This window comes from Modestobacter marinus, from assembly GCF_011758655.1.
Classification (GTDB): domain Bacteria; phylum Actinomycetota; class Actinomycetes; order Mycobacteriales; family Geodermatophilaceae; genus Modestobacter; species Modestobacter marinus.
On sequence record NZ_JAAMPA010000001.1, the window covers coordinates 2,996,546 to 3,017,184 of the forward strand.

Here is a 20,639-nt window from a genome sequence, read left to right on the forward strand (position 1 = left end):
CCGCCGACCACCGACCTGGCCGTCCTGGTGAGGACCTGACCGGCCCCCCGGGCCGGCCTCACGACTCCGGCCCCTCGGCGGACCCCTGGGCGGTGCTGCGGGACGCCACCCGGGCCCGGGTGGCGCTGGGCCGGGCCGGGGACGGGCTGCCGACGTCGCGGGAGCTGGAGTTCCGCGCCGCGCACGCGGCCGCCCGCGACGCGGTGCACACCGCGCTGGACGCCGACCGGGTGCGGACCGCGCTCACCGAGGCCGGGGTCGGGCTCGACGTGCTGGAGGTGCACAGCCAGGCCCCCGACCGGGCCACCTACCTGCAGCGCCCGGACCTGGGCCGGCGGCTGGACCCGGGCACCCGGCTGCCCGGCGGCTCGTACGACCTGGCGCTGGTGCTCGCCGACGGGCTGTCCCCGCGGGCGGTGCACGAGCACGCGGCCGGCACCGTGGCCGCCGTGCTGGCCCGGCTGCCCGGCTGGTCGGTCGCCCCGCTGGTGCTGGCCCACCAGGCACGGGTGGCGCTCGGCGACCCGGTGGGCGAGGCGCTGGGGGCGGGGATCGTCGTCGTCCTGGTGGGGGAGCGGCCGGGGCTGAGCTCGGCCGACAGCCTCGGTCTCTACCTGACCCACGGCCCGCGCCCCGGGCGCGCCGACTCCGAGCGCAACTGCATCTCCAACGTGCGGCCGCCGCACGGCCTCGGCTACGCCCAGGCCGCCGACACCCTGGCCGCGCTGCTCCAGGCCTCCCGCCAGCTGGGCGCCTCCGGCGTCGTGCTCAAGGACGAGGGGACGACGCTCCCGCCGGGCGCCGGCTGACCTCCCGGACGCTGGAGCTCTGGCTGCACTCGTGCACCAGAGCACGAGCGAGCCGGAGTCAAGGCTCGGGTGGTGCTCGACGACGAGGGAGCTGCGCTCCCGCGGGGCACCGGCGGCCCTCGCGGACGCTAGTGCTCTGGCTGCACTGGTGCACCAGAGCACTAGCGTCCCGTAGTCAAGGCCCGGGTGGTGCTCGAAGGCGAGGGAGCTGCGCTCCCGCTGGTTGAGGAACTGGCACCCGAGACCCGGCGGACGCTCCTGCCGTGCCTGCACTCGTGCAGCCAGTGCACGAGCGTGCTGGTGTCGAGGGTGTGGAACCGGGCGTCCCTGACGCCGGGTGAGGGCGTAGCCGGCTGGGCGCCGACCGCGTCGGCGGTGCGGGCGGTCGGCGGGGTGTGCCGCCTGCTCAGTCGGTCGTGGACTCGAGGCGGCGCAGCGGCCTGATCTTCATCACCGTGGACAGCAGCGCCTCCATCGGGTGCCGCTGCGGCCGCTCGACCTCGGCCGGCCAGTCCGGGACGAGATCGGGGTCGGCGTCGGCGGTCGCCACCTCCGCCACGCGGCCCTGCAACCGGGCGCGCACCTCCTCCGGGGAGTAGGCCCGGCGGTGCCGTTCGTGGCGGAGCAGGACCGTGCCGGTCGCGGCAACGCCGACGATCCCGGCGACTCCGAGCAGCTTCGAGAGGCGCATGAGCCGTTACGGTAGTGGTGTGGCTCACTCTCGTGCGGTGTCCCGCACCTCCGGCCGTGTGTTGTCGCTGCAGAACGCCGTCGAGCTCACCCGGACCGGCGACGTCTGGGTCTTCCGGGGCAGTTCGCTGGCCGACCGGGCCATCCGGACGGTCACCAACGCCCCGGTCAACCACGTCGGGATGGCTGTCGTCCTCGAGGACCTGCCGCCGCTGCTCTGGCACGCCGAGCTGGGGCACTCCCTGGCCGACGTGTGGTCCGGCCGCCACCAGCGCGGGGTCCAGCTGCACGACCTGTCCGACGCGGTCTGCGTCTGGAAGAAGCGCTACGGCCAGCAGGCCTGGCTGCGCCAGCTGGTCGGCCCGGCCGACGACGGCGGGGTGCCCCGGGAGATGGAGGACGCCGTTCTGCGCACCATCGCCCGGCTCGACGGCAAGCCGTTCCCCACCACCCGGCACCTGGCGCACGGCTGGGTCAACGGCAAGCTGCGCCGGCACCAGACGAACGACACGATCTTCTGCGCGGAGCTGGTCGCGACCACGTACACGGCGATGGGCCTGCTGCCGAAGAACCGGCCGCTGAACGCCTACGACCCGGGCAGCTTCTGGTCCGGTGACGACCTGCCGCTGGTCGACGCGGAGCTGGGCCCGGAGGTCCAGGTCGACGTCCCGGCGGGGCCGCCCTGCGACTGAGCCGGCTCAGACCCGGACGACGGGCTTCCCGCTCCCGGCCAGCTGCAGGACGTCATCGTGCTCCTCGGCGAGCGCCGGGTCGTGGGTCACGCAGACCACCAGCCGGCCCGCCAGCGCCCGGCGCAGGTCGGCCACGAGGGCGGCGGCCGTCGGCGGGTCCAGGTGGGCGGTCGGCTCGTCCAGCAGCACGACGTCCCGGTCGGCCAGCAGCGCCCGGGCCACCGCCAGTCGCCGCCGCTCGCCGCCGGACAGCGAGGTGCCGCCCGCCCCGACCGGGGTGTCCAGCCCCGCCGGCAGGGCGGCCAGCAGCGCACCGAGCCCGGCGTCGGTCAGGGCCCGGCGCATCGCCCGCTCGCCGTCGGCACCGGCCAGCTCGCCCCGCGGGCGGGCCAGCGCCAGGTTGGCCCGCAGCGAGGCGTCGAAGACGTGCGCCTCCTGCGGGCACCAGGCGATCGCGCCCTGCACGTCGGCCCGGGTCAGCCGGTCGGCCGGCACCGGGCGGCGCCCGTCGCCGAGGACGTAGCCGCCGGCCGCGGGGCGCAGCGAGGCCATCAGCACCGACAGCAGCGTCGACTTGCCCGATCCGGACGGGCCGGTGACCACCAGCCAGTCGGACCCGGCGGTGGCGACGGCGTCCACGTCGCGCAGCACCCCCGGGCGCCCGGGCCAGCCGGCGGTGAGGTGCTCCAGCGCGAGCTCGCGCACCGGCTGGGGCGGGGCCAGTCGCTCGGCCGGTGCGGGGTCGGCGGCCACCGGCTCGGCGAGCACGGCCTCGACCCGGGCCCGGGCGTCCTGCCAGGCCAGCCGGTGCCGCTGCGCGGCGCCGAGGGCGGTGAGCGGCTCGAGCAGCGCCAGCGGCGCCAGCGCCAGGATCGCGGCGACGGGTGCGGAGAGCTCCCCGGCGCGGACGCCGGCCGCGGCGACCGCCAGCGCCCCGACGGCGGCGGCACCGGTGGCCAGGACGGCGAGCGCGTCGCCCAGCGCCGTGGCGGTCGCCCCGGCCCGGGCCGCGCGGCCCTGCCGGCGGCCCAGCGCGTCGAGCCGGTCGACGGCCGCGCCGGCCAGGCCGTGTGCCCGCAGGTCGCCGGCGGCCTCCAGGACCGCGCTGGTCTCCCGCAGGGTCACCGTGCGCAGCTCGGCGGCGTGCCGGGCACCGCCCCGGTCGGCCAGCCGGTGCACGCCGAGCACGCCCAGCACCGCGACCGCGACGAGGGCGCCCACCAGCGCGCCGGCCCGCGGGTCGAGCAGCGCCAGCACCGCCGTCGTCCCGGCCAGCACCACGCCGGAGACCAGCGGCGGGGTGACCACCCGGACGGAGAGGTCCTGCAGCAGGCCGACGTCCCCGACCACCCGGGCCAGGGCGCGGCCGGGCGTGCGGTCGGCGGCCGGGCCCTGCGCGACCAGCGCCCGCCACACCCGCAGCCGGGTGTCCGACGCGAGCCGGAAGGCGGCGTCGTGGCCGGCCAGCCGCTCCAGCCAGCGGAGCGCGGCGCGGGCCAGCCCGAAGGCGCGCACCCCGGCCGTGGCCACCAGCAGGGTGAGGATCGGCGGCTGCTCGGCGGCCCGGACGATCAGCCAGCCCGAGACCGCGGTCAGTGCCACGGCCGACGCACCGGAGGCCGCTCCGGCGGCGACCGCGTGCACCACCGCGCGCCGCGGCCAGCGGAGCCCCGTCGTGCCCTGGTCGACCACGGGCGCGGCGGCCTCGGGAGCGGCCCCGGGCTCGGGAGCGACTGCGGGCTCGGCGGCCGGGAGCGGCGCAGCGGCCTCGACGGTGGGCTCGGCTGCCGGGAGGCTGGTGAACGGCGGCAGGGCGCCGGGGCCGGGGAGGTCGACGGTGCGGTCGGCCAGCGCGGTCAGCGCCGGGGAGTGGGTGACCAGCACGGTGCACAGCGAGCCGCGCAGCCGGACCAGGAGCTCGGCGACCCTGGCGGTGCTCGCCGCGTCCAGCGACGCCGTCGGCTCGTCGAGCAGCAGCACCCGGGCTCCGCGCTGCACCCGGACCAGCGCCCGGGCCAGCGCGACCCGCTGCAGCTCGCCGGGGGAGAGGGTGCGGCAGGCGCGCCCGCGCAGGTGCCCGGCGTCCAGCCAGTCCAGCGCGGTGTCGGCCAGCTCGGTGGCCCAGTCCGCCGGCACGTCGCCGGCGTGCCGGCGCAGCTCGTCGAGCACGGTGTCGGCGACGGTGTGCGGGAACTGCGGGACGACGGCCACGTCCTCCGGCCGCAGCACCACGCCGTCGACCTGCGCGGTCGCCCCGTCGAGGAGCTGGCCGGCCAGGACGGCGAGGACGGTGGACTTGCCCGACCCGCTCGGCCCGCGCAGGGCCACCAGCTCGCCCGGTGCCACCTCGAAGGAGGCGCCGTCGACGGCGGGCAGCGCGCGGCCGGGGAAGGCGACGGTGAGGCCGCTGACGGCGACCCCGCGCAGCTGCCCGGCCGGGGGCGCGGTCAGCACCGGCCGGGGAGCGGGGGTGGCGAGCACCGCGCGGGCGGCGGTGGCGGCCTCGGCGGCGTCCTCGGAGGCGTGGTGGGCCGCGCCCAGCGCCCGCAGCGGCGCGAACGCCTCGGGGGCGAGCAGCAGCGCGAGCAGGCCGACGTCGAGGCCGACGTCCCCGTGCACCAGCCGCACGCCGACGGTCACCGCGACCAGCGCGACCGACAGGGTGGCGAGCACCTCGAGCACCAGCGAGGAGAGGAAGGCGATCCGCAGGGTGGCCAGGGTGCGGCGGCGGTGGGTCTCGCCGAGCTCGGCCAGGGCGGTCAGCTGGTCGGCGGCGCGGCCCAGCCCGACCAGCACCGGCAGGCCGCGGACCAGCTCGGCGACGTGCCCGGCGATCCGGTCCAGCGACCGGGCCGCCGCGACGGTGCGGTCCCGGGTGTGCAGCCCCACCAGCGCCATGAACAGCGGCACCAGCGGCAGGGTCAGCGCGACCAGCAGGGCGGAGAGCCAGTCGGTCACCCCGAGCACGACCAGCAGCACCGGGGGGACGACGATCGTCGAGGCGAGCGCCGGCAGGTAGGTGGCCAGCGCGGGGCCCAGGTCGTGCAGCCGGGTGGCGGCCAGCACGGCGGCCGGCCCGGTGCCGCCGGCGGCGGGAACCGCCTCGCCCTCCCCGGCCAGCAGCCGGTCGAGCAGCCGGCGGCGCAGGGTGTCCTCGGCCCGCCGGGCGTCCCGGGTGGCCAGCACGCTGCCCAGCCCCCCGGCGGCGGCCCGGATGCCGACCCCCAGCAGGGCGACGAGCAGCGACGTCCCGGGGGTGGTGCCGTCGGCGACGTCCGCCACCGCGCGGGCGAGCCCGGCCGCCAGCAGGACGACGCCGACCGTCTGCGCGAGCGCGGCGACCCCGGCCCGCACCAGCGCACCGGTCAGCCCCGGCACCCCGGCGAGGGCCCCCAGCGGCCCCCGCCCGCGCTCCTCCGCCGGGGCAGAAATGGCCATTTCTGCCCTCGGGGGTGCTCCGGTCACGCGGTCACCGTGTCCCCGGCGGCCGTGGCCGGGGTCTCCGGCTCGGCGGTCAGCCGCTTGCGGAACACCCAGTAGGTCCAGGCCTGGTAGCCCAGCACCACCGGCAGGCCGACGCCGGCGGCCCAGGTCATCACGGTCAGCGTGTAGTCGCTGACCGACGCCTCGGCGATCGTCACGTCGAAGGCCGGGTCGATCGAGGAGACGACGACCACCGGGTACACGGCGCCGAAGACGGTCGCGGCCGAGGCGAGCATGACGACGGCCCAGGCGGTGAAGGCCGGCCCCTCGCGGTCCAGCCGGATGCTCGCCCAGGTGGCCAGCACCGCCAGCGCGGCGACCAGCCACAGCACCGCGGTGACGGTGGTGCCCGAGCGCAGTTGCACCAGCCCCGCCCAGGCCAGCAGCGGCACCGCCGCGACCAGCGACCAGCGGCGGGCGAAGGCGCGCGCGGCCACCCGCACCGGGCCCTCGGTCTTCAGCGCCAGGAAGACTGCGCCGTGCACCATCGAGTAGGCCAGCACGGCCACCCCGCCCAGCAGCGCCGCCCAGGTGACGCCGGCGAAGGCGCCGCCGACCCGGATGCCGTCGCCGTCGATGGGCAGGCCGAGGGTGGTGCCGCCCAGCGCCGCGCCGACCCCGAGGGCGGCGATGAGCGAGCCGGTGACGATGACGTTGGTCCAGGTGCTGTCCCACTGCGCGGTGTGGTGCGAGTGCCGCCACTCGAAGGCGACGGCCCGGATGATCAGGCCGAAGAGCACCAGCACGAACGGCAGGTAGAGCGCCGGCAGCCAGGTGGCGTACCAGCCGGGGAAGGCGGCGAAGACGGCGCCGGCCGCGGTGATCAGCCACACCTCGTTGCCGTCCCACAGCGGGCCGATCGACCGGAGCATCAGGTGCCGGTCGGCGGGCTTGCGGCCGATCACCGGGAGCAGGGCGGCGACGCCGAAGTCGAAGCCCTCCAGCAGCAGGAAGCCGGTCCAGAGCACGGCGACGGCGACGAACCAGACGGTCTGCAGGTCCATGTCAGTTCCTTCTCGGTCTCAGGACCGGTCAGTAGGCGAAGGAGAGGACGTCGTCGTCGTCGGCCCGCCGGGTGCTCGCGCTGCCCGGGGTGACGTCGGCGTCGGGGTCGCCGTCGGGGGTGTGGCCCGGCGTCGGGGCGCCGTCGCTGGTGGTCACCCCGCGGCGGACGAAGTTCACGATCAGCCAGAGCTCGACCACGGCCAGGGCGCCGTACACCACCGTCAGGGTGATCAGCGAGGTCCAGACCTCGGCCGCGCTGACGCCGGGGGAGACGGCCTGCGCGGTGAAGAAGTACACCTGGTCCTCGCGCGGCACGTCCGGGTTCGGGTACACGACGAAGGGCTGGCGGCCCATCTCGGTGAAGATCCAGCCGGCCGCGTTGGCGACGAAGGGCGCGCCCACCGCGAGCAGCGAGCCGTAGACGCCGATCCGCGACGTCGGCACCCGCCCCCGGCGGGTCGACCAGAGGGCGTAGGCCGCCACCCCCGCCGACAGCATGCCCATGCCGATCATCAGCCGGAAGTTCCAGTAGGTGACCGCCAGCAGCGGGGTGTAGTCGATCGGCTCGCCGGCCTTGTCCCCGAAGGACGGGTCGTCGGGGTAGGTCGCCCCGTAGGCCGCCGAGTACTCCTCCTGGAGCTGGTTGACCCCGGGCACCGCGGTCTCGAAGTCGCCGTGCGCCAGGTAGGAGAGCAGGGCCGGCACGGTCCAGGAGTGGACGTCGTCGCACTCGTTGCTGCCCACCTTGCCGAAGGCGAAGACGGAGAACGGTGCCGGCGCCTCGGTCTCGCAGAGCGCCTCGGCCGAGGACATCTTCAGCGGCTGCTGCTGGTACATGAGCTTGGCCTGGTAGTCGCCGGTGATGGCGACCAGCACGAAGGCGATGAGGGAGGCGTAGCCGCCGATCCGCACCGAGCGGCGCCACACGGCGTGGTCCACGTCGTCGGGGGAGAGCCCGGCCAGCCGGCGCTTGCGCAGGTGCCACAGGCCGATGCCGACGAGCAGGGCGGCGGCGACCATCAGCGAGCCGACGATGGTGTGGCTGAAGGCGGCGAGCGCGGTGTTGTTGGACAGGACGGCGAGGAAGTCGACCTGCTGCGGCCGGCCGGTGGCGTCGTCGGTCACGACCCCGACCGGGTGCTGCATCCAGGAGTTCGCCGCGATGATGAAGTACGCGCTGACGATGGAGCCGATCACCGCCGCCCAGAGCGCGGCGAGGTGCACCTTCTTCGGGATCCGGCCCCAGCCGAAGATCCACAGGCCGAGGAAGGTCGACTCGAGGAAGAAGGCCAGCAGCGCCTCCAGGGCGAGCAGGGACCCGAAGACGTCGCCCACGAACCGGCTGTACTCGCTCCAGGCGAGTCCGAACTGGAACTCCTGGACCAGCCCGGTGGCCACCCCGAGGACGAAGTTGATCAGGTAGATGCGGCCCCAGAACCGGGTCATCCGCAGCCACTCGGGGTTGTCCGTGCGCACCCACATCGTGTGCATGACCACGAGCAGGATGCCCAGCCCGATGGTCAGCGGGACCATCATGAAGTGGTAGACGGTGGTGATCCCGAACTGCCAGCGCGCTACGTCCAGGACGTCCACGGCTGTCGCCTCCCTGTCTCGTACGACCGGCGTAGTCTTCTACACGTCGTAGAACCTATTTCTACGCCTCGTAGAACTTCTCGTCCACGACCCGCAGTGACCCTCGGGTGTGAGACGCCGGACAGGGGAGGGACCAATGGCCTCACTCGGTGAGTTGGAGCGCACGCTCATGGACCGGCTGTGGGCCGCCGCCGGTCCGGTGAGCGCCACGGAGCTGCAGCAGCAGCTCGCCGATCGCGGGCTCGCGCTGACCACGGTGCACACCGTGCTGAGCCGGCTGGAGCAGAAGGGGTTCGTCGTCCACGACGACCAGCGCCCCCGGCGCTTCGCCCCCCGCGCCACGCGTGAGGCGCACGCCGCGGAGCTCATGCACGAGGTGCTCGGCCAGTCCGCCGACCGGCAGGCGGTGCTCGCCCGCTTCGTGGGCAGTGTCGACGCCGAGGACGCCGCGATGCTCCGCGCGCTCCTCGCCGGCGGCGGTGCGGCCGGTGGCGGTGTGGCCGACGGTGACGCTGCGGGGGCCGGCGCGGACGGCACCGCCGCCCGCTGAGCGTGCTCCCGGCCACCGCCCTGGCGCTCGGCGTCCTGGCGGCGCTCCTGGCCTGGCCGGTGCCGGCCGCCCTGGCCCGGGCGCGCTGGCCCCGGCGCGACCCGCTGGCGGCACTCGTCTGCTGGCAGGCCATCGGCCTGGCCGGCGGCCTGGCGATCATCGGTGCGCTGCTGGTGCACGGGCTCGCGCCCTGGGGGCACTCGCTGCCCGAGGCGTGGTGGCACTGGGTGACCCGGCAGCCCAGCGCCGAACCGGTCCGCGGTGACCACTGGGTCGCCCAGACCCTCGCCGCGGTGCTGGCACTGGAGCTGCTGGGGGTGCTCGCGCTCTCCGGCGTCCGCACCGCCCGCACCCGGCGGCGGCACCGGGAGATGCTGGAGCTGCTGGTCCGGCCGGGTGCGGCCGCCGGCGACGAGGCGCTGCTGCTGGACCACCCCGCGCCGGTGGCGTTCTGCATCCCCGGGGCGCGGCCGTTGCTGGTGCTCTCCTCGGGCATGGTGGCCGAGCTGGACGGCGCCCAGCTGGACGCCGTCGTCGCCCACGAGCGGGCGCACCTGCGCGAGCACCACCACCTGCTGCTGCTGCCGTTCGTCGCCTGGCGGGCCGCGCTGCCGGTGCTGCCGGCGGCCGAGCGGGCGCACGACGGGGTGCGCGACCTGGTCGAGATGCGCGCCGACGACGTCGCCCTGCGCTCGCTCTCCGGGCCGGACCCGCGGCGGACGCTCGCCGTCGCGATCGTGGCCGCCGCCGGTGGGGCCGGGGGTCAGGTGCCCGACGGGGCGCTCGCCGTCACCGGGGGACCGGTCGCGGTCCGGGTGCGCCGGCTGCTCGCCCCACCCGATCCGCTGCCCACCCCGGCCCGGTGGGCGGCGCTGGCCGGTGCGGTCGCCCTGCTCCTGGTGCCGACGCTGCTCCTGCTGCTGCCTGCGCTGGTCTGAGCCGAAGCGCGCGAGGGACCGCGCTGGCCTAGCGTCTGGCCGATGGACGCAGCAGTGCTCACCGAGCCCGGTACCCCCACCTTCGCCTCCTTCGACGAGCCGGTCGCCGGGGCGGGGCAGGTGGTGGTGGACGTCCGGGTCGCCGGGGTCAACCCGGTGGACGTCGCCACCGCCGCCGGCGTCTTCGTGACCAAGCCGCCGTTCCCCTCGGTCGCCGGGCGCGAGGGGGTCGGCACGGTCGAGGGGCGGCGGGTCTACTTCAACGGCTGCGTGGCGCCGTTCGGCTCGATGGCGCAGCGCACGCTGGTGCCGGCCGACTCGCTGTTCGACGTGCCCGAGGGTCTCGACGACGGCCTCGCGGTGGCCCTCGGCATCGCCGGCCTGGCGGCCTGGCTGCCGCTGCAGTGGCGGGCCCGGGTGCAGCCGGGGGAGACCGTGCTCGTGCTCGGGGCCAGCGGGGTGCTCGGCACGATCGCCGTCCAGGCGGCGAAGGTGCTCGGCGCCGGCCGGGTGGTCGCGGCCGCCCGGGACGCCGGGTCGCTGCAGCGGCTGACCGACCTGGGCGCCGACGCCACCGTCGAGCTCTCCGACGGGGAGTCCGTCGCCGACCTCGGCGAGCGGATCCGGGACGCGGCCGGCGGCGGGGTCGACGTGACCATCGACCCGGTGTGGGGCCGGCCGGCGCTGGCGGCGATGGCCGCTGCCCGCCGGGGGATGCGGCACGTGCAGATCGGCCACTCGGCGGCGCCGGCGGCAGAGGTGGTCGCGGGCGGCTTCCGGGAGGCGATGGTCGACCTGCTCGGCTACACGACCCGGCACGTGCCGCCGGACGTCGTCGCGCGGGGCTGGGCCGAGCTGACCGGGCACGCCGCGGACGGGCGGATCACCGTGGAGGTCGAGCGGGCACCGCTGGCCGACGTGGCCGCGGTCTGGCAGCGGCAGACCTCCTTCGCCCACCGCAAGCTGGTGCTCGAGCCCTGAGCCGGGCGGCTCAGCGACGCCGGTCGCGGAGCTCCTGGCGGACGGCGTCCCGTTCGTCGCGAGCGTGCTCGGCGTCGGCGACGGCCTCGGCCAGGTCGTCCTGCAGCTGCACGATGACCTGCGCCGAGCCGAGCAGGTGGCCGTCGTCCAGCAGCACCCGGACCCGGGCGGCCAGCTGGAGCTGGTGCCGGGAGTAGCGGCGGTGACCGCCGGGGGAGCGGTGCGGGTGCAGCACGCCGGAGGAGTCCAGGCTGCGCAGGAAGGCCGCCTGGACGCCGAGCAGGTCGGCCGCCTGGCTCATGGTGAGCACCGGGTGGTCGGGGTCGTCCAGGGGCTGGAGCGGGTCGGTGCTCATGCGTCCTCCGGGAGACGACGGGAGGGGCGGGACCGTCGGGTCCCGCCCCTCCCGGGTTGCTGTCGACGGCTGTCGATCAGCTCTCGACGGCGGGCTGCTCGCCCTCGATCGTGTGCCCCTGCACCGCGGCCGGGGTGTCGGCCCGGGTCACGGAGATCTTGCGGGCCTTCGCCTTCTCCGCCACCGGGATGCTCACGGTGAGCACCCCGTCGTGGTAGCTGGCCTCCAGCCGGTCGGTGTCCAGGCTGCGGCCCAGGACCAGCTGTCGGGTGTAGCTGCCGAACGGGCGCTCGGCGACCTGCCACTGCGCGCCCTCGATCTGCGGCACGGACCGCTCGGCGCTGATCGTCAGCGTGGTGCCCTCGACCGACAGGTCGATCGAGCCGGGGTCGACGCCGGGCAGGTCGAAGTGGGCCACGAAGTTGTCGCCCACCCGGTAGGCGTCCATCGGCATGCCGGCCAGCGGGCGGGCGGTGGTCGTGCCGGATCGGCCGGTCAGCTGGTCCAGCGCGCGGAAGGCGGCGGACGTCGCGGCGAAGGGGTCGTAGGAAGTCAGCATCATGGCTGCGTACCTCCGGATGTCGTGCTGGTTCGGGTCTCGTGTCGCCGCCTCTGGTGAACCTCCAGCGGCAACTGGAGATTACCTCGGCCGCGCACTGGAGTAAACACCTCCGCTGCAGAAATCTTCCAGTCGTCACTGGAGACTCCGCGCGTCGCGTGTCGACGACCGACCGGCGGTGGGGCCCGTCAGTACCGCCAGCGGACCGCCGCGGTGACCTCCTCCGGCGAGGCGCCGTCGAACAGCGCGATCTCGCCCCGGCGGACCTCGGCGATGGTGGTCGCCAGCTCCGGCCCGAACGCGGCGCGCAGCACGTCGTCCCGCTCGAAGGCGGTCACCGCCTCCGCGAGCGAGGTCGGCAGCGACCTCATCCCGGCCTCCCGGCGCGCCTCCTCGGTCAGCGTGCCGGGGTCGACGGCGACCGGGTCGGGGAGGGCGGACCCGGCGCGCAGCCCGGCCTGGCCGGCGGCGAGCAGGCCGGCCAGCAGCAGGTACGGGTTGGCCGCGCCGTCCACGCACTTGACCTCGACGTTGGCCGCCGCCTGCCGGTTGCCGCTGGGCCCGGTGACGAAGCGGACGGCGGCCTCCCGGTTCTCCAGACCCCAGACGGCGTAGGCGCCGGCCCAGTGCGAGGGCACCAGGCGCAGGTAGGAGGCGACGCCCGGGCAGCCGACGGCGAGCAGGGCGGGCAGGTGGTCGAGCACCCCGCCGGTGAACGCCTCCCCGTCCGTGGTCAGCCCGAAGGTCCCGGGCCCACCGGTCATCAGGTTCTCCGCCCCGCGCCACAGCGACAGGTGCACGTGGCCGCCGTTGCCCACCCCGTCGGCGGTCACCTTGGGGGAGAACGTGGCGCGCAGCCCGTGCGCGACGCTGACCGCCTGGATCGTGCTGCGCACCAGGAGCGCGGTGTCGGCGGCCGCGACCGGGTCCTGTGCCCCCACCGACACCTCCAGCTGGCCGTCGGCGTACTCGGGGTGGAACTGGTCGACCGCGACCCCCTGGGCCGCCAGCGCCTCCAGCAGGTCCCGCGCGTAGTCGGAGACCTCGATGTGCCGGGTCGTGCCGTAGGCGGGCCCGGCGAGCGCAGGCCGGAAGGTGCGGGGATCGGAGCCCGGCGGCCCCGCGCCCTCGCCCAGCGCCCACTCGACCTCGATGGCGGCCCGGACGCTCAACCCCTGGTCGGCCAGCTCGCCGACCAGCCGGCGCAGCAGCGAGCGCGAGCACTGCACGTGCGGCACGCCGTCCTGGGTGTACCGGTCGACCGGTGCCCAGGCCCAGCCGTCCTGGGCGGCCAGCACCCGGAGACCGGACAGGTCCGGCTGCAGCCGCAGGTCGCCGATCGCGCTGCCCGCGTGGGTGCCGGCCAGGATCGAGTCGTCGACGAGGAAGCCGTCGAAGACCGGGCTCATGCCCACGCCCCACTGGGCGGCGCTGGGCAGCCTGGCCAGCGGCACCGACTTCATCCGGGTGATGCCGCTGGTGTCGACCCAGGGCAGCACCACGCCGACCACGCCGGCGCCCGCGAGGTCGTCCAGCACCGCCTCGGCCGCGGCCCGTCGTCCGTCCCGCTCGTGCAGGTCCATGTGCCCTCCGGTGTCGGTCGGGGTCGCGCTCAGTCCGTGCTGCGGTCGGGTGGGTCGAACGTGACGTGCACCGTCTCGAAGCCCTTGGTCCGCTGGGCCTTCGCCATGCCGGTGTAGCTCCGCCGGTCGCCGGGGGTGAGGTCGACGTCGTCGGTGAACGGGGTGAGCAGCGCCCGCGGCCAGAGCCGGTTGACCCGCACCACGTTGATCTCCACGCACAGGACGCCGACCACCGCGGCCAGGTACAGGAACGCCAGCAGGCCGAGGACCAGCGCGAAGACGCCGTTGGTGGCGCTGGCACTGGTCATGACCCGGCTGACGTAGGTGACGCCGAAGGTCTGCAGCAGCTGCCACAGCACCGCGGCGATGACGGCCCCCGGGAGCACCTGACGGATCGTCAGGTGCCGGGCGGTGGCCAGCCGGAAGACGAACACGAAGACGACCGCGTTGATCAGCACCGACCCGAGCACGGTCAGCACCCGGGACGACCCGCCCATCGAGCCGGCGTGGCCGGCGGTGAAGGTGGCCAGGGCCGTCGTCCCGATCACGGCCAGCCCGGCGGTCGCGACCAGCAGCAGGCTGAGCCCCCGGGCCAGGAACGGGTTGGGCCGGCTGTTGCGCGGGACCGCCCAGGCGGTGTTCATCGCGTACTGGATCGCCTGGGCGACGCCGAGCGCCCCGTACAGCGAGCCCAGGATGCCGACGACCACCCCGAGGACGCCGCCGCTGAGGCCCCGCGGCTCGCCGAGCTGCTGGCCGACCACCGGGAACTGGCTGACCGCCGACTCGAGCAGTTGCTGCTGCAGCTCCGGGTCGTTCACCAGGACGTTGCTCAGGATGGTGGAGAACAGCAGGAGCAGGGGGAACAGCGAGACGAAGGCGTAGTAGGTGATCAGGGCGGCCAGGTACGGGCCGGAGTCGTCCACGTACTTGTAGACCACGGCGATGGGGAAGCCGGCCGCGCGGCGCCGGCGCTGCAGCCGGTCGAGCTTCTCGACGACGGACACCGCGGCAGTGCACCACGCCATCCCCGAGCGCACCACGCGAGGTGGCGCGGCAGCTCGTGGTCCGGCGGCTCGGCGAGCGGGCGGTGGCTCGGCGAACGGGGCGGTGGCTCGGCGAGCGGGGCAGGGCTCAGCGAACGGGGCGGTGGCCCTGCTGGGCGAGCCAGGCGGCGGCGAGCCCGCGGGCCCGCCGGACCGGGTCGTCGGTGTGGAGGCCCGGGGTGGTCCACTCCCGTGCCGAGCGGGCCAGTGCGCCGTCGTAGCAGAGCAGCAGGGTGGCGGCCGCCTCGTCCGGGTCGGCCAGGCCGGCGGCGACGGCCAGTTCCCGCAGCCGGTCGGTCAGCAGCCGGGAGTCCGCCTGCAACCACGGCTGGCCGGGGTGGTCGGCCGGCAGCTCGGTGGCCGCGGCGAGGAACCCGCACCCCCGCCTGTTGCCCTCGCGGGCGCGGTACCGGTCGACGGCGTCGAAGAGCGACAGCAGCCGGTCGACCGGGTCGGTGTGCTCGGCGAGCACCTCGTCCCAGGTCCGCAGCCAGCGGTCGTACCGCTGCTCGAGGTAGGCCGCCACCAGCCCGTCCTTGCCGGGGAAGTGCGCGTACATCGTCGCCGGGGCGACCTGTGCCCGGGCGAGCACCGCGTCGACGCCCGTCGCGGCGATGCCGGACTCGTAGAACAGCTCACCGGCGGCGGCGAGCAGCCGGTCGCGGGCGGCTGGAGTCGCCGGACGGGGGCTCATGCGTCTACTGTAACGCTCGTTATGGCGAAACGATCGTTACACTCGACGACGCAGGACCGGCCGGCTGCCCTGGTGGTGCCCGGGCTGGCGGTCATCGCGGTCACCTACGGGCTGGCCCGCTACGGCTTCGGCCTGTACCTGCCGCAGTTCCGCACCGCGTTCGGGCTCTCGCCGGGTACCGCGGGGGCCATCGCGGCGGCCAGCTACCTGGCCTACTGCCTCGCCGCCCACGCGGGCCAGCGGCTGGCCGGGCGGGCCCGGGGGCGCCGGGCGCTGTGGCTGGCCGGTGGGACGGCGGCGCTGGGCTCGCTGCTCGTGGCCGCCGCGTGGTCGGTCCCGGTCCTGGCGGTGGGGGCGTTCGTGGCGGGCAGCGGAGCGGGCGCAGCCACCCCGGCGCTGGTCGCTGCCGTGGCCTCGACCGTGCGGCCGGATGCACAGTCCCGGGCCCAGGCCCTGGTCAACAGCGGTACCGGTGCCGGCGTCGTCGTCGGCGGGCTGCTGGTGCTCACCGTGCCCGACGCGTGGCGTCCGGCGTGGGCGGGCTTCGCCGTGGTGGCCGTGCTGGTCACCGCCTGGGCCGACCGGAGAAGCCGCTGGCCGGCCGCCGCGGAGGCCCGCCCCGAGGCGCCGCTGCGCGAGCTGGCCCGGCCGCTGGTCGCCGCGGTGCTGGCGGGGGCCGGCTGTGCCGCGGTGTGGACCTTCGGCCGGGAGCTGATGACCGTCGCCGGCGCGCTGCCCGACCGCACGACGGGGCTGCTCTGGTGCGTGCTGGGGGGTGCCGGCCTGATCGGGGGCCTCAGCGGCGACCTGGTGCTGCGGGTCGGGCTGCGCTGGGCCTGGCTGAGCTCGGCCGGGATCGCGGCCGCCGCCACCCTGCTGCTCGCCGCCCTGCCCGGCTCGCCGGCCGCGGCGGCGCTGGCGCTGGCCGGGTTCGGCGCCGCGTTCGTCGCGCTCAGCGGCGTGCTCATCGCCTGGGGTGGCCACCGGCTGCCCGCCGCGGCGCCGCAGGCCGCGGCGGTGCTGTTCATCGGCCTCACCGCGGGTCAGGCGGTCGGTGCGCTGCTGCTCGGCGCGGTCGCCGACGCGGCGAGCACCCGGACGGCGTTCGGAGTGGCCGCCGCCCTGCTCCTCGCCGCGGCGCCGGCGGCGGAACGGCGGGCGCTCAGCCCGGCAGCTGCGCCGGGAGATCGGTCCCGGTGAGCCCGGCGGAGGCGGCCCACAGCCGTTCGGCCATCGCCGGGTCCGAGGCCGCCGGGCTGCGGCCGGCCAGCGTGGGTGCGCCGCGCATGGTGGTGCCGTCCGGACCGGTGAACCCGCCGCCGGGCAGGTCGGCGACCGCGGCGAACAGCGTGGGCAGGGCCCCCTGCTGGGCGCTGGTGGCCAGCGCCCGGTTGGCCACCGCCATCGCGGCGTCCTTCACCCGGTTGCCCGTGCGGCCCTGCAGGTTGGTGGCCGCCCAGCCCGGGTGGGCGGCGAGGGCGCGCACCGTCGAGCCGGCCGCGGTCAGCCGGCGCTGGAGCTCCAGGGTGAACAGCAGGTTGGCCAGCTTGGACTGCCCGTAGGCCCCGGTGGCCGAGTACGGCCGGCGCTCCCAGTTGAGGTCGTCGAGCACGATCTCCCCGGACCGGTGCAGCATCGAGGAGACGGTGACCACCCGGTCGGTCACGTGCGGCAGCAGCAGGTTGGTCAGCGCGAAGTGACCGAGGTGGTTGGTGCCGAACTGCAGTTCGAAGCCGTCGGCGGTGCGCCCGGCCGGCACGTGCATGATCCCGGCGTTGTTCACCAGGACGTCGAGGTCACCGGACCACCCCGCGGCGAACTCGCGCACCGAGGACAGGTCGGCCAGGTCCAGCCGGCGCACCTCCACCTCACCGGGCAGGTTCGCGGCGGCCTGCGTCCCGCGGGTGGGGTCCCGCACGGCCAGCACCACGCGGGCGCCGGCCACGGCCAGGGCGCGCGCGGTCTCCAGCCCCAGGCCGCTGTTCGCCCCGGTCACGACGGCGGTGCGACCGGTCTGCGCGGGGATGTCGGTGGTGCTCCAGGACGCCATGCCCCGACTGTAGGCAGCTGCCGGTCGTGGCAGTCCCGGCCGCGGGCGGGCGGCGTGCGGGCCGGCCCCGGTCCAGACTGGCCCGGTGAGCGACCTGGACCCCGATCTCGCCGGCCTGCCGCTGGTCGACCACCACTGCCACGGCCTGGTGCGCCGGGACCTGACCCGCGCCGAGTTCGAGTCGATGCTGACCGAGGCGGCCGGGCCGAGCGCGCTCGGGGGCTCGCTGTTCGACTCGCAGGTCGGGCTCGCCGTCCGCCGCTGGTGCCCGCCGGTGCTGGACCTGCCGGCGCACGCCCCGGCCGCGGAGTACCTGGACCGCCGGGCTGAGCTGGGCGCCGACGAGGTGAACCGCCGGATGCTCACCGCGACCGGCACCGGCACGTTCCTGCTCGACACCGGCTACCTGCCCGAGCCGATCACCTCCCCGGCGCAGCTCGCCGCCCTCGCCGGTGGGCGGGCGCGGGAGGTCGTGCGCCTGGAGGCCCTCGCCGAGGAGGTGCTCGCCGAGGAGGTCGGCGCCGCCGGGTTCGCCGAGCGGTTCCGCACCCGGCTGGCCGCCCGCACCGCCGGCGCCGCCGGGGTGAAGTCGATCGCCGCGTACCGGGTCGGCCTCGGCCTGGAGGGCGCCCGCCCGGCCGACGCCGAGGTGGCCCGCGCCGCGGACCGGCTGCTGGCCGGCGGTGGCCGGCTGCGGGTCGCCGACCCGGTGCTGCACCGGTTCCTGGTCTGGTGCGGCATCGACCTGGGGCTGCCGGTGCAGTTCCACGTCGGCTACGGCGACGCCGACGTCGACCTGCACCGCTGCGACCCGCTGCTGCTGACCGACCTGCTGCGGGCGACCGAGCCGGCCGGGGTGCCGGTGATGCTGCTGCACAACTACCCGTTCCACCGCAACGCCGGCTTCCTCGCGCAGGTGTTCGGGCACGTCTTCGTCGACGTCGGGCTGGCCACCCACAACGTCGGGCACCGGTCCGGGGCGGTGCTGCGCGAGCTGCTGGAGCTGGCCCCGTTCGGCAAGGTGCTGTTTTCCTCCGACGCCTTCGGGCTGGGCGAGCTCTACCTGCTCGGCACGCTGCTGTTCCGCCGGGGACTGGGCCGGTACCTCGCCGAGGGGGTCGCCGAGGACGCCTGGACGACGGCCGACGCCGTCCGGGTCGCGGCGATGATCGGCGCCGGCAACGCCGAGCGCGCCTACCGGCTGAGCTGACCGCAGCCCGGGCAGCGGGACCCGCGGGGGGCGAGGGGCAGGTGCGACGTCGCCGCCTCGCCCGGCCGGGGATCGGCCGACCGGCCACCTAGCCTGTCCGGGTGCCGGACCACACCCACAGCCACGGACCCGACACCGGACCCGACGGCGAGCTGCGCCCCCCGGACCCGGCCGTGGTCGCCCGCCGGCGCACCGCCGTCCGGCTGATGCTCCTCGTGCTGGTGCCGGTCGGCGTCGCCACGCTGGTCGGCCTGCTGGTGCTGTGGCCCAGCAGCGCGCAGACCGCCGCGCAGCAGGCGGCGGAGTCGTTCCAGCCGCCGGGCACGACCTACCCCGAGGCGACCATCGTGTCGCTGGAGCCCTACGAGTGCGCCGCGGCGACCGGCAACGCGCCCGCCCAGATCTGCGCCCGGGCGGTCCTGGTCGTCGCCGAGGGCGACAGCTCCGGCGACTACGTGCAGGTCGAGCTCTCCTCGGAGGTGGTGGCCGAGGGCGTCGAGGTGGGCGACGAGCTGGTGCTCAACCGCGACCCCGGCATCGACACCGGCCAGGTCACCTACTCCTTCCAGGACTTCCCCCGCAGCACCCCGATCATCACGCTCGCGCTGGCCTTCACCCTGGTGGTGGGTGCGGTCGCCCGGCTGCGGGGGCTGCTCGCGCTGCTCGGCCTGGGGTTCGCGTTCTTCATCCTGCTGCAGTTCATGTTGCCCGGGCTGCTGGCCGGTTCCTCGCCGATCTGGGTCAGCCTGGTCGGTTCCTCGGCGATCATGTACGTCGTCCTGTACCTGGCCCACGGCTTCAACGCCCGGACGACGACGGCGCTGCTGGGCACCCTGTTCGGCCTCGCGCTCAGCGCGGTCCTGGGCACGATCGCCGTCGCCGCCGCGCACCTCACCGGCCTGGCGAACGAGGAGGCCGTGCAGCTGCTCCAGTTCGACCCGACCCTGGACTTCTCCGGCCTCGTGCTGGCCGCCCTCGTCGTGGCCGGGCTGGGCATCCTCAACGACGTCACCATCACCCAGGCGTCCGCGGTCTGGCAGCTGCACGAGGTCTCGCCGGAGATGGGCTGGGTGCAGCTGTTCCAGCGCGGCATGGCGATCGGGCGCGACCACATCGCCTCGACGATCTACACGATCGTCTTCGCCTACGCCGGCGCAGCGCTGCCGCTGCTGCTGCTCTTCGACATCTACGAACGTCCGTTCTGGACGACGCTGACCGGCTCGGTCGTGGGCGAGGAGGTGGTCCGCACCCTGGTCGGCGGGATCGCGCTGGTGCTCGCGGTCCCGGTGACCACGCTGATCGGCGCCCTGGTCGCGGCGGCGGCGACGTCGGCGACCCCGGCACCCGCCGAGCTGCCCGCCGACCGCACCGGAGGAGCCACCCGATGACCATCGACCTGCTGGCCGCCGCGGCCGCCGCACCCGGGTTCATGCCGCCGGACGAGGGCCGGGCGCTGTACGCCGCGGCGCGCGCGGTGCAGGTGCCCGGGCCGCTGCTGGAGATCGGCAGCTGGCTGGGCAAGTCGGCGCTGTACCTGGCGGCCGCCGCCCGGGAGACCGGCCGGCAGGTGGTCACCGTCGACCACCACCGCGGCTCGGAGGAGCACCAGCCCGGCTGGGAGTACCACGACCCGTCGCTGGTCGACCCGCTGGTCGGGCGGATCGACACGCTCCCCGGCTTCCGGCGCACCGTCGCCGCCGCCGGCGCGGAGGACGTCGTGGTCGCCGTCGTCGCCCGGTCGGAGGTGCTCGCGCCGCTGTGGTCCACGCCGCTGGCGCTGCTGTTCCTCGACGGCAGCCACACCGAGGAGTCCGCGCGGCGGGACCAGGACGCCTGGGTGGCGAAGCTGGCCGTCGGAGGGACGCTGGCCATCCACGACGTCTTCCCGGACCCGGCCGACGGCGGGCAGGCCCCGTTCGGGGTCTACCAGCGGGTGCTGCGGTCGGGGGAGTTCGCCGAGCTGCCCGGCACCGGCTCGCTGCGGCTGCTGCGGCGCACGTCGTCCTGACCGGGCGGGCGTACGGCGCCCCGGGGGAGCTGCGGTGCTGGACGATGACGGGATGACGGTGATCGACGACCTGACCCGCACCCGGGCCGAGACGCTGGCGCAGATAGACGCTCTCACCCGGGAGTTCGAGGAGGTCGTGGCGGCGTCCCGGTCGTCCAACGCCGACGACGAGCACGACCCCGAGGGCGCGACGATCGCCTTCGAGCGGCAGCAGGTGGCGGCGCTGCTGGACCAGGCCCGCCGCCGGCTGGCCGACGTCGACGCAGCGCTCGCCCGCGCCGCGGCCGGGGAGCACGGCCGGTGCGCCGACTGCGGGCAGCAGATCGCCCCGGAGCGACTGGCCGCCCGACCGCACGCGCGGACCTGCATCTCCTGCGCCCGCTGACCCGGGGC

The 20,639-nt window shown here is 75.9% G+C and carries 20 protein-coding genes; 10 read left to right on the plus strand and 10 right to left on the minus strand.

What is annotated here, in order from left to right:
* Positions 1–35: 35 nt before the first annotated feature.
* On the plus strand, positions 36–809 hold the full coding sequence (gene eutC / locus FB380_RS14110) for an ethanolamine ammonia-lyase subunit EutC (protein ID WP_268237718.1): 774 nt from the start codon (positions 36–38) through the stop codon (positions 807–809).
* Positions 810–1,215: 406 nt separating this feature from the next.
* Here the strand turns inward: eutC and FB380_RS14115 are convergent, their stop codons facing one another.
* Positions 1,216–1,500 carry a hypothetical protein gene (locus FB380_RS14115; protein WP_166753294.1) on the minus strand — a complete coding sequence of 95 codons (285 nt, stop codon included), beginning with the start codon at positions 1,498–1,500 and terminating at the stop codon, positions 1,216–1,218.
* A 37-nt stretch (positions 1,501–1,537) separates the two neighbouring features.
* On the opposite strand from FB380_RS14115, the gene FB380_RS14120 reads away from it, so the two are divergent.
* Positions 1,538–2,191 (plus strand): hypothetical protein, encoded by a 654-nt coding sequence (locus FB380_RS14120; protein WP_229681877.1) that lies wholly within the window; start codon positions 1,538–1,540, stop codon positions 2,189–2,191.
* A 6-nt stretch (positions 2,192–2,197) separates the two neighbouring features.
* On the opposite strand, the gene cydC is transcribed toward FB380_RS14120, so the two are convergent.
* The 3 genes from cydC to FB380_RS14135 are packed head-to-tail and all read right to left on the minus strand — an operon-like array spanning position 2,198 to position 8,272.
* Complete coding sequence (cydC, locus tag FB380_RS14125; protein WP_229681878.1) at positions 2,198–5,656, minus strand: thiol reductant ABC exporter subunit CydC; 3,459 nt, start codon at positions 5,654–5,656, stop codon at positions 2,198–2,200.
* Positions 5,653–6,678, minus strand: a complete 1,026-nt coding sequence (gene cydB, locus FB380_RS14130; RefSeq protein ID WP_166755588.1) for a cytochrome d ubiquinol oxidase subunit II — start codon at positions 6,676–6,678, stop codon at positions 5,653–5,655. Before cydB ends, cydC begins: the two co-directional genes overlap by 4 nt.
* Positions 6,679–6,706: 28 nt before the next feature.
* Positions 6,707–8,272, minus strand: a complete 1,566-nt coding sequence (locus FB380_RS14135) for a cytochrome ubiquinol oxidase subunit I (RefSeq protein ID WP_166755589.1) — start codon at positions 8,270–8,272, stop codon at positions 6,707–6,709.
* A 136-nt stretch (positions 8,273–8,408) separates the two neighbouring features.
* On the opposite strand from FB380_RS14135, the gene FB380_RS14140 reads away from it, so the two are divergent.
* From FB380_RS14140 to FB380_RS14150, 3 genes are read left to right on the plus strand one after another with little or no spacing between them, the layout of a single operon-like run.
* Positions 8,409–8,822: a BlaI/MecI/CopY family transcriptional regulator gene (locus tag FB380_RS14140; RefSeq protein WP_166755590.1), complete on the plus strand. Its 414-nt coding sequence runs from the start codon at positions 8,409–8,411 to the stop codon at positions 8,820–8,822.
* A 2-nt stretch (positions 8,823–8,824) separates the two neighbouring features.
* Positions 8,825–9,760: a M56 family metallopeptidase gene (locus FB380_RS14145; protein WP_166755591.1), complete on the plus strand. Its 936-nt coding sequence runs from the start codon at positions 8,825–8,827 to the stop codon at positions 9,758–9,760.
* Between the two features lie 42 nt (positions 9,761–9,802).
* Positions 9,803–10,741 carry a quinone oxidoreductase family protein gene (locus tag FB380_RS14150; RefSeq protein ID WP_166755592.1) on the plus strand — a complete coding sequence of 313 codons (939 nt, stop codon included), beginning with the start codon at positions 9,803–9,805 and terminating at the stop codon, positions 10,739–10,741.
* A 10-nt stretch (positions 10,742–10,751) separates the two neighbouring features.
* Here the strand turns inward: FB380_RS14150 and FB380_RS14155 are convergent, their stop codons facing one another.
* The 5 genes from FB380_RS14155 to FB380_RS14175 form a co-directional block, all read right to left on the minus strand.
* On the minus strand, positions 10,752–11,096 hold the full coding sequence (locus FB380_RS14155; RefSeq protein WP_166755593.1) for a helix-turn-helix domain-containing protein: 345 nt from the start codon (positions 11,094–11,096) through the stop codon (positions 10,752–10,754).
* Positions 11,097–11,172: 76 nt separating this feature from the next.
* On the minus strand, positions 11,173–11,655 hold the full coding sequence (locus FB380_RS14160) for an Hsp20/alpha crystallin family protein (protein WP_229681879.1): 483 nt from the start codon (positions 11,653–11,655) through the stop codon (positions 11,173–11,175).
* Positions 11,656–11,843: 188 nt separating this feature from the next.
* Entirely contained in the window at positions 11,844–13,238 is a 1,395-nt protein-coding gene (locus tag FB380_RS14165) for a type I glutamate--ammonia ligase (protein WP_166755595.1), read from the minus strand.
* A gap of 29 nt (positions 13,239–13,267) precedes the next feature.
* A complete protein-coding gene (locus FB380_RS14170; RefSeq protein WP_229681880.1) occupies positions 13,268–14,245 on the minus strand; it encodes a YihY/virulence factor BrkB family protein in 978 nt (325 codons plus the stop codon).
* Positions 14,246–14,372: 127 nt separating this feature from the next.
* Positions 14,373–14,978, minus strand: a complete 606-nt coding sequence (locus tag FB380_RS14175; protein ID WP_166755597.1) for a TetR/AcrR family transcriptional regulator — start codon at positions 14,976–14,978, stop codon at positions 14,373–14,375.
* Positions 14,979–15,050: 72 nt separating this feature from the next.
* Between FB380_RS14175 and FB380_RS14180 the strand changes: the two genes are divergently transcribed.
* Positions 15,051–16,178: an MFS transporter gene (locus FB380_RS14180; RefSeq protein ID WP_229681881.1), complete on the plus strand. Its 1,128-nt coding sequence runs from the start codon at positions 15,051–15,053 to the stop codon at positions 16,176–16,178.
* Here FB380_RS14180 and FB380_RS14185 read toward each other — a convergent pair.
* Entirely contained in the window at positions 16,141–17,028 is an 888-nt protein-coding gene (locus FB380_RS14185; RefSeq protein ID WP_166755599.1) for an oxidoreductase, read from the minus strand. The genes FB380_RS14180 and FB380_RS14185 overlap by 38 nt on opposite strands.
* An 85-nt stretch (positions 17,029–17,113) precedes the next feature.
* On the opposite strand from FB380_RS14185, the gene FB380_RS14190 reads away from it, so the two are divergent.
* From FB380_RS14190 to FB380_RS14205, 4 genes are all read left to right on the plus strand, one after another.
* Positions 17,114–18,238, plus strand: a complete 1,125-nt coding sequence (locus FB380_RS14190) for an amidohydrolase family protein (protein ID WP_166755600.1) — start codon at positions 17,114–17,116, stop codon at positions 18,236–18,238.
* A gap of 101 nt (positions 18,239–18,339) precedes the next feature.
* Complete coding sequence (locus FB380_RS14195; protein WP_166755601.1) at positions 18,340–19,626, plus strand: YibE/F family protein; 1,287 nt, start codon at positions 18,340–18,342, stop codon at positions 19,624–19,626.
* Positions 19,623–20,246, plus strand: coding sequence for a class I SAM-dependent methyltransferase (locus FB380_RS14200; protein ID WP_166755602.1), 624 nt, complete (start codon positions 19,623–19,625; stop codon positions 20,244–20,246). The genes FB380_RS14195 and FB380_RS14200 overlap by 4 nt, the downstream gene beginning before the upstream one ends.
* Positions 20,247–20,280: 34 nt before the next feature.
* The gene (locus tag FB380_RS14205) at positions 20,281–20,631 is read left to right on the plus strand and encodes a TraR/DksA family transcriptional regulator (protein WP_229681882.1); all 351 of its coding nucleotides are present in this window, start codon (positions 20,281–20,283) and stop codon (positions 20,629–20,631) included.
* The last annotated feature ends 8 nt before the right edge of the window (positions 20,632–20,639 follow it).